The organism is Ralstonia sp. Ralssp110, from assembly GCF_047325135.1.
Lineage (GTDB): Bacteria > Pseudomonadota > Gammaproteobacteria > Burkholderiales > Burkholderiaceae > Ralstonia > Ralstonia mojiangensis.
Genome location: NZ_CP168610.1, coordinates 1,560,225 through 1,572,340, shown reverse-complemented (window position 1 = coordinate 1,572,340; position 12,116 = coordinate 1,560,225). Strand labels below are relative to the sequence as shown.

The 12,116-nt window shown below is 65.3% G+C and carries 15 protein-coding genes; all 15 read right to left on the bottom strand.

Features of this window, described 5'->3' with window-relative positions:
- Positions 1-5: 5 nt before the first annotated feature.
- The 15 genes from ACEN9T_RS16240 to ACEN9T_RS16170 all read right to left on the bottom strand — a co-directional run bounded on the left by ACEN9T_RS16240 (position 6) and on the right by ACEN9T_RS16170 (position 12,087).
- The gene (locus tag ACEN9T_RS16240) at positions 6-2,318 is read right to left on the bottom strand and encodes a phage tail tape measure protein (protein ID WP_413708281.1); all 2,313 of its coding nucleotides are present in this window, start codon (positions 2,316-2,318) and stop codon (positions 6-8) included.
- Between the two features lie 64 nt (positions 2,319-2,382).
- Positions 2,383-2,703, bottom strand: coding sequence for a phage tail assembly protein (locus ACEN9T_RS16235; protein WP_413708280.1), 321 nt, complete (start codon positions 2,701-2,703; stop codon positions 2,383-2,385).
- Between the two features lie 23 nt (positions 2,704-2,726).
- The gene (locus ACEN9T_RS16230; protein ID WP_413708279.1) at positions 2,727-3,230 is read right to left on the bottom strand and encodes a phage major tail tube protein; all 504 of its coding nucleotides are present in this window, start codon (positions 3,228-3,230) and stop codon (positions 2,727-2,729) included.
- A 12-nt stretch (positions 3,231-3,242) separates the two neighbouring features.
- Positions 3,243-4,406, bottom strand: coding sequence for a phage tail sheath subtilisin-like domain-containing protein (locus tag ACEN9T_RS16225; RefSeq protein ID WP_413708278.1), 1,164 nt, complete (start codon positions 4,404-4,406; stop codon positions 3,243-3,245).
- Positions 4,407-4,507: 101 nt separating this feature from the next.
- Positions 4,508-4,744: a hypothetical protein gene (locus ACEN9T_RS16220; RefSeq protein WP_413708277.1), complete on the bottom strand. Its 237-nt coding sequence runs from the start codon at positions 4,742-4,744 to the stop codon at positions 4,508-4,510.
- 118 nt (positions 4,745-4,862) lie between these two features.
- Positions 4,863-5,570: a tail fiber assembly protein gene (locus ACEN9T_RS16215; RefSeq protein WP_413708276.1), complete on the bottom strand. Its 708-nt coding sequence runs from the start codon at positions 5,568-5,570 to the stop codon at positions 4,863-4,865.
- A gap of 9 nt (positions 5,571-5,579) precedes the next feature.
- Positions 5,580-7,202: a phage tail protein gene (locus tag ACEN9T_RS16210; protein ID WP_413708275.1), complete on the bottom strand. Its 1,623-nt coding sequence runs from the start codon at positions 7,200-7,202 to the stop codon at positions 5,580-5,582.
- Entirely contained in the window at positions 7,195-7,815 is a 621-nt protein-coding gene (locus ACEN9T_RS16205) for a phage tail protein I (protein WP_413708274.1), read from the bottom strand. Before ACEN9T_RS16205 ends, ACEN9T_RS16210 begins: the two co-directional genes overlap by 8 nt.
- Entirely contained in the window at positions 7,808-8,695 is an 888-nt protein-coding gene (locus ACEN9T_RS16200) for a baseplate J/gp47 family protein (protein WP_413708273.1), read from the bottom strand. Before ACEN9T_RS16200 ends, ACEN9T_RS16205 begins: the two co-directional genes overlap by 8 nt.
- Positions 8,692-9,009, bottom strand: a complete 318-nt coding sequence (locus tag ACEN9T_RS16195) for a GPW/gp25 family protein (protein ID WP_413708272.1) — start codon at positions 9,007-9,009, stop codon at positions 8,692-8,694. The genes ACEN9T_RS16200 and ACEN9T_RS16195 overlap by 4 nt, the downstream gene beginning before the upstream one ends.
- 73 nt (positions 9,010-9,082) lie before the next feature.
- Positions 9,083-9,757 carry a phage baseplate assembly protein V gene (locus ACEN9T_RS16190; RefSeq protein ID WP_413708271.1) on the bottom strand — a complete coding sequence of 225 codons (675 nt, stop codon included), beginning with the start codon at positions 9,755-9,757 and terminating at the stop codon, positions 9,083-9,085.
- The gene (locus ACEN9T_RS16185; protein WP_413708270.1) at positions 9,738-10,250 is read right to left on the bottom strand and encodes a hypothetical protein; all 513 of its coding nucleotides are present in this window, start codon (positions 10,248-10,250) and stop codon (positions 9,738-9,740) included. The genes ACEN9T_RS16190 and ACEN9T_RS16185 overlap by 20 nt, the downstream gene beginning before the upstream one ends.
- Positions 10,240-10,782, bottom strand: coding sequence for a phage tail protein (locus ACEN9T_RS16180; RefSeq protein WP_413708269.1), 543 nt, complete (start codon positions 10,780-10,782; stop codon positions 10,240-10,242). Before ACEN9T_RS16180 ends, ACEN9T_RS16185 begins: the two co-directional genes overlap by 11 nt.
- The gene (locus tag ACEN9T_RS16175; protein WP_413708268.1) at positions 10,767-11,084 is read right to left on the bottom strand and encodes a hypothetical protein; all 318 of its coding nucleotides are present in this window, start codon (positions 11,082-11,084) and stop codon (positions 10,767-10,769) included. Before ACEN9T_RS16175 ends, ACEN9T_RS16180 begins: the two co-directional genes overlap by 16 nt.
- Before the next feature lies 1 nt (position 11,085).
- Complete coding sequence (locus ACEN9T_RS16170; protein WP_413708267.1) at positions 11,086-12,087, bottom strand: major capsid protein; 1,002 nt, start codon at positions 12,085-12,087, stop codon at positions 11,086-11,088.
- Positions 12,088-12,116: the final 29 nt, after the last annotated feature.

The following is a 12,116-nucleotide window of genomic DNA, read 5'->3' as shown; positions in this document are numbered from 1 at the left end:
TTCCGTTACAGATGCGGGCGATCCGACATGGCGGCGCGGCGTTGCTGCGCGGCGTATTCGTCGAACTGGCGGCGCAGGTGGGGCATCAACTCCTCGGCAAGCTGGCGCGGGTCTTTGACGTCGCCGTGCACTGTCAGGGCGATGCGCGGGGCGAATTCGAAACGTTGGTCGATCTGCGGCGGCGGTGCCGGTGGTGCCTTGGCGAGCGCGCTGGCCGTGCCAAGCGCCTCCACGGCGCCTGCTGGCAGAACGGGCTTACCGGCTTCCATCGCGGTCTTGGGCTTGGTGCTGCCCAGCGCCAACCCTGCTGCGGCGCTACCCGCCGTGCCGCCCAGGTACGAACCCAGCATGCCGCCCAGCAGCCCGCCGACCACCGTGCCGATCGGCCCTGCGATGGCGGTGCCGGCGATTGCACCAATGGCGCGGCCCGCTGCACCGCCAGCAAGCTCGCCGGCCAGGCCTGCGCCGATGCCCGCGATGGCCTTGGCCTTGTCGGCTTTGGAGCCGGGGCCCTCGGCCGCTTGGGCGCTTGCCATGCCGGCCGTGCCCACCAGCGCCAAAACGCCCGCGACAGCGCCGACCTTGCCCCGCTTGGGCGCTGCACCTTTCAGGAACCGGCCCGAAGCGCCCAGCACGCCGGGTGCCTTTGTTGCAGCCGGTGCCACCTTGGCGGCAGAGGCAGCCACCCCGGCCGTGCGACCCACGCCCGCCGCAACGGCGTTGCCACGAGCGATGTCGGCAACGCCCTTGCCGATCTTCCATACGGCGCGCCCGGTCCTGAACGCCAGAATAGACGCCAGCACGCCGCCGATGGCGACGGTGGCCTTGGGCGATTCCGCCGCCAGCTTGCCGACGGAGTTGCCGGCGCCGGCGGCAAGATCCGCCACGCCATCCGTCACGGGCTTGAGCGCATCGCCAATGCGGCGCATGGCCTCATCCCACGCCTGCCCGACCTCGGCCCATTTCTGTTTGGAGCTGGCGCGGCGGTCTTCCAGGTCTTTCTCGATCTCGCCCGCCGCCTTCGCGCCTTCGTTCTTCAAGCGCTGGTACAGATCCGAGTTCTGCATGTAGGCGGTCAGCGCGGCCTTGACCTGCATGTCGTTGAAGAGATCGCCGGTCTTCATGGTCTCTTCAAACGCGCGCATCTGCGCTTCGCGCTTGGCGGGGTCGGATTCGCTGTTGAACTGCTTTGCCGCGGCGGCAAGCTGCTGGGCCTTCTGTGGGTCGGCCTGCTCGATGTACGCGCGGGCCAGCACGAAGGACGCTTCCATCGTGCTCCAGCCCTTGCCGATGGCCTCGCGCATCTTGGCCTGATAGTCGATGCCGGCTTTGGCGTAGTTGCCGGCCGTCTCTGCGCTTCCGATCTTGGAGAACCAGTTTTTGGTGTTGTTGGCGGCCTCGTCTGCGCTGCCGGCGGTTTTCATCTGCACCTGCAGCAGCGCGCCGAGCTGCTCGACCGATGAATTGCCGACAATGCCCAGCTTCTGCATGTCGGCCAGCAGCACCGGGAACCAGCGTGCCATGTCGCTCGATTCGAAAGAGCCTTCCTTGCCCTGAAACGCGATGGTCTCCAGCGCCTGCGCCATCTTGGCCGGGTCGGATATCTTGGCGTTCTGCTCGAGCGCCTGAATCATCCGCGCGGTTTCTTTCGGGTCGGCGCCCTGGCCGACGGAGAACTTGCCCACCAGCGGGGCGAACGACAGCGCGCGGTCAACGTCCATGCCCGCTGACACCATCTGGTTGACGGCATCGGCCAGCACATTGCGGCCGATGCCGCTCTGCTGCGCGGAGGCGGCAATGCCGCTGCTCATCTCGCGCTCTTTGTCGGTGCGCGCCGCGCCCGCCTTGATGGCAATGTCGCGGATGATCGCTTCGTAGTTGGCGGAGATGGCCGTCGGCACTGCGGCGGCAGCGACAAACTTGCCGGTGTCGCCGATGGTGCTGCGCAGGCCGTCTCGGCCACTGGCGACAAGCTGGGTGCCGCGCGCACGCAGTTCCAGCCCGCGCGCGGTACGGCCGAGGCGTTGATACGAGCGGTCGAGCCGGTCGACCTCGAACCCGGCTTCGCGCAGCGCGCGGGTGTTGCGCTCGATCTTGCTGCGCACCTTGTCTGCCGCGCGGTCGCCGGCGGCGTGCAGATCGCGAAACTCGCGCTGCAGGCGTTGCGTCTCGCCGATGGTGGTCTGCCAGACGCGCGCCTCGCCAGCGCGCTTCTTGAGTGCCTCCAGCTTGGTGCCGACTTCGTTGACGGCACGGCCCAAGGTTGAGCTGACCGCGCCACCGATGAGGATGCCGAGCGCAATGTCTTTTGTTGCCATCCGTGCTCCTCTGCGTCAGTCGGTCAACCACCACACCATGTCGTCGACCGTCATGGCGTCAATGTCAGAGGGGCTGACGCCCATCGCCAGCAGGCGCTTGGCCAGGCGCTTCAGGTCCGGCATCGGCAGCCTCGCGGTCGGCCAGCAGCCGAAAGTAGCCGCGCTGCACGCGCTGGTAATCAACGTAGGTCAGGCCCTCGATGTCGTTCTGGCCGGCGGTGGCGAGCGACGCGAACAGCAGGATCTCGCGCAGTTCTTCGTCGCCGCCCGCCTGCTGGCCCGCGACGCGCATGTCGCGCACGGTGGGCTGGCGCAGCGTGAGCGCATCGACCTTGACGCCGTTGACGGTGGCGGGAAACTTCAGCTTGATGGTGGTGGTTTGCATCTTGGTGTGTCTCTTGTGGGGCATTACATGCCGATGGCAGCGCGCACTTCGGCGAGTTGGTCAACGCCATCGATAACGCGCTTGCAGCCGAGCACGTCGATCTCGTGCCAGACGCGCCCGTCGATTTCGAGCTTGTAGTAATCAGCGCTGACGGAGTACTTGGATTCGGACTTCTCGCCCGGCTTCCACGAGCCCGGATCGACCTCGTAGAGCATGCCCCGCAGCACGAGCACGACGCTGCGGGTCTTGCCATCTTTGGTGCGCAGAGCACCGCGGAACGTGCCGTTAAAGGCGTTCTGATCGGCCAGGCCGAAGAGCTTCAGCACGGCGGTGGACAGCGTGACGAGCGAGAACGACGCTTCCATCGCCTCCATGCCCATATCGAGCTTGACGGGCGCATCCATGCCGCCGCCACGGTAGTCCTCAGTCTTGATCTTGAGCTTGGGCGGCGTCAGCTCCGACGCCTGCCCCGCGAGGTTCGTGCCATCCACGAACAGGTTGAAGTTGTAGAGTGTCTCGGGTACCAACTTGCGCCTCCGTTATTTGGTGTCGAGCACTTCGGTCAGCCACTCGTTGGTGACTTCGAAGCGGAAGATCGGGTTTTCTGCCGGGATGACATCGGTGAACCGCACGTTCCACACGACGCGGCCCTGCTCGATCTGGCTGGCGGTGTTGAGCACCGGGTCTGCATAGACCTCGAAATTGATCAGCGCGCCCGCGTTGCGCTGGTCGCGCATGAACGCCTGCAGGCCTTCGGTGACGTCGTGCACGTACGTCTTGGTGATGCCCCGGTCGACCGCCCATTTGTGGCCGGCCTGCGCCGCATCCATGAGGATGTCGAGCGTGCGCACACGGGTGACGAACGACCATTTCGGGTCGGCAGACAACGTACGGTTGCCCCACAGCCGGTAGCCACCGTCGCGGATGATGGTGGCGATGCGGGCCTCGTTCAGCAGGTTGGCGCGGCAGGTCGGATCGTTGTCGAGAAACTCGATGGGCCGGCCGGTGCCGGTGATGCCCACGAATTCCTTGTTGGATGGCGACGCCCAGTAGCCGTACTGCGCATCGGTGTACGCGAACAGGCCCGCAACGAATGCGGATGCCGGTGCGTCGGCCTCTGCGTTGGCGGCGGTGTCCCACGTGCGCACGCCCGGATCGACCATGTACAGGCGCTTCGAACCGAAGTTCTTGGCATACGCGAGCGCAGCTTCGTCGGTGGTGTTCGGCCCATCGATGATGCCGACCGCGCGCAGCTTGGACGCCAGTGCATCCATGGCCGTCGCTACCGGCTGGCGGGCAGAGAACCCGGGCGCGATCAGCAGGCGCGGTTGCACGTTGAAACGCGACTTGGCGTCGAGCAGCGATTGCAGGCCCGTGCGCATGCCTGCGCCCGTGGTGCCGCCGATGACGCTGGAGGTTAGCGCGTCTGCATCGTCAGAATCCGCAACGCCGGTTGCGACGATGACAGCCGAGGTGCGCTCCTGAATGGCCTTGATGGCGCGGGTGATGGCGCTGTTCTGCCCGAAGGCCTGCGCCGCCTCCCGCGCGTTGGTGATCTGCACCGGCACATCGGGCTGCACGAGATCCGGGCCCGGCGTGTACGTGTCGACCAGGCCGATGATGGACGACGACGGCACGGCGATCGGGCGCGGGCCGGTATCGACAATCGTGGTGGTGATGCCGTGGAAGAAAGAAGATGCCATGCGGCTCCTCGATGGAATGTAGAAATGAAAAAGCCCCGCTCGGTGGCGGGGCTTGCTGGGTACGGGGTGAGCGCGCTGACGAGCCAGCGCGCTATGTCGACTTAGTTTTCGATATCGATCTCGATGGGATACCGGCCATCGCGCGGGACGTGAGCGTGTTGTGTGTGGATGACCTTGCCGGCGCTGTACACCGTGACGGTGTAGGTGCCCTCTGCGATCTCCACTTCCTTGCCGAAATCGACTCCGTTATGACCCCACCGCGCCGTGCCAACCGTCACGGCCGGACCGACGAGATTCTCTTTGTTGTGCCCCACAAGGGTGACGACGACTTTTGCCATGATTGCTCCTGAACGGTTGAACGTGTGACGGGTGGTCATGGGCGCCTGTGCGTGACGGGTGCGCCGATGACTCTCGTTACGGTAGGGAGCGGCGCGTCGGTTTCCTATGGGGCTTGCGTCATGTGTCTGAGGTCTGTACCTCTGTGTTGTCGGTGTTCGAGGGCGCCGGGTCCGCTTCAGCGGCCGCAGCTTCCGCAGCGCGCTCTTTCTCAAGCTGTTCTGCCGCCGCCTGTTCGGCGAGTACCTGAGCCTTCACGGCTTCCACGTCGGGCTCATCAGGCCAATCGATGCTCTCAGGAAAAGCCGGCGCAGACAGGACACGCACGAGATCCATCTGATATGCGGCCCACGCTTTGAAGACGGCAATCTCCACATCCGACAGCAACCCTGCGGCGTAAGCATCGGCTTTGCCGGCGTTGGCCTGTCGTGCGATTTCCATCTTTCCATTGAAGGTGGCCATCGCCTCGTCGCGTGCCCGTTTGGCAACCTGCTCGGCGGACAACCGCCACGTGCCGTCCTTCCAGACGTGGTCATTGGAGGGACGGGGGTCAACTGTCAGCCCGATGTCTTGCGGGCGGATACCGGGCGCGACAATCTCTGCCTGCTCGCCAGTGTCGGTTCGATACAGCACCTTGCCTCGAAAGTCCGGCAGCATGACCCACGCGCCGTCACGGAAGAATGGCCATGTTTCGGCAGTGCGCTCCGGTAGCACCTGATCAGTTGCGAAGGCAGGTAGCAGCCAACGCCCCGGGGATCGAGGATCAGCGTCGGCCAGTTGGCTGCCGCAGTATTGGCCGGTCTGGTTGTCGTAATGGTGAATCAGCATGTGAATCCCTCAGAATGCGCGAATCATGGCCAGCAAGGCGACGTTGCGCATGCGCGCCTCCGTGCCGCCGTCTGCATTGATAGTGATGACGTGGCTATGTGAGCCGTTTGCGCCGATGCCAACGTTGTGCCCGTGCGATCCGTTACCGTCGAGATACACGGTGTGGCTGTGGTTGCCGTCGGTCGAGCTTGTGGCCGACCAACTGCCACCCGCATCGCGGTATGACCAATTGCCCACCGGGGCGACGGGTATGCCACCGCCAATGCCGTGCGCATGAGCGCCGCCCACCGACGTGGAACCCGTGTGAGCGTGCCACCCCTGGGCATCTGTCCAGGCCAAGTGCGCGTGATCGCCAGCCGCTGCGCTGGAGCCGGCGTGCGTGTGCTGCCGGTTCTGGCTGTCTTGCCATGTTCCGACGCCGCGCTTGGCATCGATGCCGCGCCCATCGTCCCAGCACCGCAAACCTTCGCCACGAAACTCCGGCAACCGGAAGGTGGACTCCCCGTCTCCAATGGAAAAGCATCCCCAGGCGTTCGCAGACCACTCGCTCTCGGTAACCATGGCACCGGTGCCCTGCGCATAGGCGAACAACTCCGGGTAGTCAGCGCGCATGAGTAACGCCCCATTGAGCCGCAAGCAACCCGCGCGGGGCAGCGTGCGCACTTCAAAGAAAATGCGCCCAACCTCGTTACCAGTGACTGCGGAGGCCACGTAGGCGCGCACGAAAGCGGTGTTTGCCGCCTGCAGGCTGTTGTCGCCAATGGCAGGTGTCGGCACACGGGGTGTACCGGTGAACTCGGGGCTGTCGGTTGCTGCGAGCTTGCGCCACGGCACCCACGCCCCATTCAGCAGGCGGCGGGTGTAGACGTCATTGGTGTCTGCATGCGCGAGCTGATAGACGGTGGTCCCGTGCTCACGCCATACCTTCAGCAGGCCATAGACGGACGGCCCATTGCTGTTCGTCGCGTTGTAGTAGTACTCCCCGGGCTCTGTCACCGCGTTCAGATCGCCAACAATCCCGTTGGTCAGGCTCAGGTCTGCGCCGATACCCGCCGCCAGGCCTTGCGCCACTGTTACGGCGTCGGTAATGCCGAAACCAGCCAGGGTGGTGGCTTTGTCGGCCTTCTCCTCGAGCGTGAGGCGCAGATCCCGCACCTCGTCGTCGACATACTCGCGCGTTGCCACCACAACCGCCGGGTCGATCTTTAGAACGATGTTGCCGGCCGCCTTGTGGATCAACATCATGCGGAAAAACTGTCCACGCCCGGAGCCCTCTGCGAGCACCGGCTTGTAACTGGGCGGCACGTTGGCGACCGCGAACAGCTCGCCATCTTCGTCGTACAGGCCGAGCTCACGCGACCACCATCCGCCCACCTCTTCGGGCAGGTAGACCTCGGCAATCACGATGCTTGCGTTCTTCTCGTCGCGGACGAGGCGATTCAGCGGCCGCCGGTGGCGTTCGCGCACGAGCGCGCGTTGCGCGGCGCTGGGCATGACATCCGCATCCGCGCCGCCATCAATACCTCCATCGCCGACGGCCATTTCGGTGAGCGGGACCATCGTATTGGAGACGAGCGTACGGGCCATCTTGGCCTCGCCGATCTCCGTCAAAGTCGCAAAATACTTAGCCATTCGATACCGTAGTGATTTCAACAACGTGTGCGGCGACCGCGATGTGCGTGGCACCTTCTGTGGCAACTGCAATGGGCATGTATGGGTACACGGTCACCGTATCGCCCTCCAGGCAGGCGGCGTGTATGCCGGTGTGGCCGGCAATCTCTGCGCTGAGCGTGAGCCCCGTCAGATGTCTTGATAGCGGCCGGACGTCGTCAACGATCTGTTCGATCTCTTCGAAGGTTGCCTCTGTGACGCCCGTGTTTTCGATACCAACGTCGAGCGCGAACGTGCCCCGCCGGGCCGGTGGCTGCGCCTGCCACCATTCCTGAATCGTCACTCGATAGCCCAGCGGTTCGAGGGCCCGCCGAAGCGCACCCGCTGTGCCCTTGCGCTGATGCACGCCAAAGGCGTTTCGCACAACGCGGCGCTTGACCTCTTCCGGCCAGTTGGCATTCCAGCGGTCGACCGAGCGGGCGCTTGCCAGGTACGGCAGCAGCCGCACGGGGCAGGTGTCCGCATCCCAAAGCTGATTCAGAGGAACGGGTGTGTCGAGCAGCGTGAGGATGGTCTGCGCCAGGGCGCGCTCCAGCGGCGTTGCATTTGCGGGCAGCAGCGTTTTGTCACTCATCCGCGCCCCCGACAACAACATCGATGCCCGCGCAGTAAGAAGCTTCGGTCAGGTCGACGATGATGTCTTCGGCGGGCTCGGCAACTTCCACACGCTGCACGCCAGCGACGTGCGCCGCGGCAAAGATGGCTGACCGGCGCACGTCTCGGCCGATGCGGCGCTGTTCTTGCGCGTAGGCATTGAGCCGCTCCCACGCAGCGGCAACCATGGGCTCCGCTTCCGGGCCCGGGTAGTGGTACAGCACGATGCGCAGCCGGTACGGGATGATGCGCGCCGCTTGCACGGTCAGCCGGTCGCCCAGCGGGCGGACGTCTTCATCGCTGAGTGCCTGGCGTACCCGCTCGACCAGCGCGTCGGAGGCGGTGCCGTCGCCCTCATTGCTGAGCACCGACACAATGACTTCCGCCGGCGCCGGCGAGATGGCACGTGCGTCTGCCACGCGACCGTCTGCGGCGCGTGCATGCAGCTCGTAGGCGGCGCGCGGGCCGGCGACCGACAACCGCTCGAAGGCGCCCTGTGCGCGCGTGCGCAGACTGGCTTCCGATTCCATGACTGGGGCGACCGGCGGAAACGCATCCGTGTCGCCCGGCACGGCAACAAGTCGCTTTGTATCCAAGCCAGCGGCCAGGTGTTCCAGATCGGCGCCCACGGCAAAGCCGAGCATGGTCGAGCGTGCGGAATCGTTCACGTGCGCGCGCTGCTGCACGTCGACATACGCGAGCAGTTCCAGCAGCTTGACCGCAGGGTCAGATTCCATGGTGGCCGACCATTCCGGACAGAGCCCCATGAAGGTCGAGAGGAGCCGCTGGTAGGACGCCTCGAAGTCGAGTGGTTCGACAACGTCGGGCGGCGGCAATGCGGACAGGTCGATTACGCTCATGACGTCACCTTGAGATCGACGGCCCGCTCGTTGTAGATACCGACGACACGCCAGACCACTCGACCGTCTTCAATGCCCTCCACCCGCACGCGCGAGAGGCGCAGGCGCGGCTCCCACCGTGTGATGGCACGTGCCGCTTCTGCCTGCGCGGCGGCAACCCAGCCGCGCGTGATGGGCAAATCCACCTTGTCGGGTAAATCGCTGCCGTATTCAGGCCGCTCGCGCCGGGTGCCGCGTCGTGTGCTCAGGATGTCGGTCAGGCTTTGCAGGAGGTGGTCCATGCCCGAGAGCAGCGCTCCCGTGCGTCTGTTCATGCCGACGACGGCCACGGTGCCTCCAATGAAAAATGGCGGCACGTGGCCGCCTTGCGATTGATGTGTGCTGCAGCTAGAACGGCTTGCCCACCGGCGCGCCGTCGCCCTGCTCCATGTGCGAGTGACCGCGCAGCGATACATCGCCGGCCACCACATCGTCTGTGGCTTGGATGCCGCCTTGGATGGCGACAGCGGCGCCGCCGGCGGCGCCCTGCCCTGACAGGCCGCCCATGAACGCGAGCGCCTTTTCCACGAGGGCATTGCCCGTGAAGGTGGATGCCGGCACGTCGGCACGCAGTTGCGGCGCTTTCAGCACAGCGCCGTCGGCGCGCAGCGTGAGCGACGTGTCGCCCACCTGCAGGACGATTTGCCCGCCTTCCGGTACGGCAAGCCGGTATTCGTGCGCTGCGTGGTCGTAATGCTCGCGGGCGCCGTCGGGGTAGTCCGTGGCCGTCAAATCTGACGATTGACCATTCGCGCCGCCGTGCTGGTCCGTATAGAAGCCCGCCAGGACAAAGCCGCCTTCAAGGCAGCCGGACGGCGAGACGAGCAAAGCCTGCTCACCCGGCGACGGCGGGCGCCATTCGCGCACGGCGCCGGCGGCACGCGACCACCACGGCAGCCAGTCAGACGTCCAGTCGGCAACGTTGACGGTGCAGCGGGCAGCAGCGAGGTCGACCTGCGCTATCACGCCGGCCTGCACGATGCACGCCAGGCGCCGGTCTGCTTCACCCGCTTCGTAGCCCATGGTCGGCCTCGCTATGGCGCGGCTGGATGTCGAAATCGACCGTCGTGCCGCTGGTGTCTTCAAACGCCCATTCGGGCGTGCCCAGGTCGAACTCATGTCGCCATTCAGCGGCGATGACGCTGTAGCCGTCGAGGTCGGGGCGCATGCCGTCTGGATGGAAGCCGTCGGCCTCCAGCTCAGCCATGGTGACAGGCAGGCCCCACGTCTGGTGGTGCAAGACCTTGATGAGCCGTGCGGCGAGCGCCCACATGGCGCCCTCGGCGTTTGGCTCGGTCGGGTCGCCAACGACGCGCAGCTCGATCACGATGTTGATGGGCGGTTGGCCGGTGCCCGGGTCGGTGCCCGGGCGCAGCGCGCCGACGTACAGCAGGATGGCCGGCAGCGGCATGCTGTCTTCGATTTCAGGTGCCCAGCCGATGAGGGCGACGTCGGGGAATTGCGCTTTGAGGTGCGATTCCACGGCGTCGAACAGTTGCTGCAGATCAGCGAGCATGGCCTGTCGCCTTGAGGATCTCGTATTTCACTTCCTGCTCCAGTAAGACCATGAGGCGCGCCTCGATCTCGGCAGCGGCTTTGCGGAATGCAGCTTCGCCCTTGTCAGCCCAATCGAGCTTGACGCCCTCGATGGGCATGCGCGCCTTGCCAACGCGGCGGAAGACCTTGCCGTCGCTTTTGCTGCCGCGCGTGCTTCGGTAGATCCACGCCTTGTCGAATCGATGCCGGCCGACAGACACGCCGCGCCGCGTTTGGCGGGGGTTGCCGAGCCGGTGCGCCTCAATGGAGTTCAGGCCGAGCCAGACCTTGCCTTTGTCTGCACTGCGCAAGAAGAAGTAGAGACGCTGCCGAACCAGTTTCTGCGCGATGTGCATCTCGGCCGAGACCTGCTTTGCTGTCTGGCCTTTCACCCAGTTGGCGCTCTTCTTCAGCGCGCGGCGCCAGGCGTTGCGCATGGCGTCTTTGCCAAGGCTTGCAAGCGGAGCCAGCGCTGCGGCAATGTCCAGCTCGGCCTTTAACGTGACGGACATGGTTCTGGCCTCAGTATCAGCTTGGTCATGCCGGAGCCGTCCGGCTGTAGCTCCATGACGCTGAACACGTCGCCCAGCGCTTGCACACGCGTGCGCTGGCGAACGCCGGCGGCGTCGGCATCGCGCAAGATCACGAACGGCTCACGCAGGCCCGAGCGCTGGCCGCGCATGGGTTCGACATCCAGCCACGGTGAATAGAACATGCCCATCACCGGGTCGGGCTTGCCGTCGATTTGCACCTCGTCAGAGAGCGCCTCGAAGACTGCCGTGTCGAGATCCGCCACGTGGTCCCGAAACGTCATGTCAGGCTGCCTTGCCCGTCCCGGCCGACAGCTTGATTACCGCGCGCGGGCGGGTGCACAGGTGTAGCGGGTTGGACTGCGCTTCCAGCTCAACGGCCTTGCCGAACTTGCCGGCTTCCTGCTTGGCGTAGTACGGCAGGCCGTTGGTGTTGACGGCCTCCATGTAGTCCGCCGGCGCGAAACGGGTGATGAACAGTTCCGGCACGCCTTCGGGCACGGCGTAGGCTTCGTCGTCGCCGATGTAGCCGACGTTGCCGACGCGCCCGCGATAGCGCTCCCACGTGACGCCACCGAAGTCGAAGGTGTCGCGCGGGTCGCCGCGCAGCGAGGCGGCCATCTGTGTGTTGAGGTAGGTCTCGCGGATGTCCTTGGACGTCATCAGCTGACGCCAGAAATTGCGCCCGCACAGCGCGCGCACGCCGGTGTGCGGGGTGGCGCCCAGCGAATCCTCCACCATGTCGAGTAGTTCCAGCGTGGAGGAACGCACGTCGCCGATGAGGATGGGCAGTTGCTGTTGCTTCAGCCCGAAGCGCTCGAACAGATCGACCAGAACGGACTTGCCGTCCGAGTCGAGGATCTGGCCCTTGATGGCGCCGATGCGGTGGAACTCGTGGGTGGCATCGAGCTGGCGGCGCATTTTCTGCAGGCGCTTGCTCACCACCGTCTGCAGGGCTTCGAGTTCGCTCTCTTCGCCGAAGGCGCGCAGGTTCTGCACTTCGTCCGCCTTGATGGTGGCGATTTCCGGCAGGTGCACGGCGTTGAACGGAATGACCTGACGCTTGCTGCCGACCACAACCTGCCCGGGCGAGCCGCGCTCTGCCGAGGCGACCAGCTGCAGTTGTTCGCCGTCGCGCTCGATCTGCGCGGTGGTGACGGTCATGCCCTCTTCTTCGAACAGGCCGAGAGCGGCCAGCCGCGAGGGCGTCGTTTCCAGCTCGTTGATGCTGGCGGTGAGCGCCGTCATGGAAAAGGCGTCGTCATTGAACAGGGCCATATCAGCCATGGGGTTCTCCTGAATTCCTGAATTCGTGT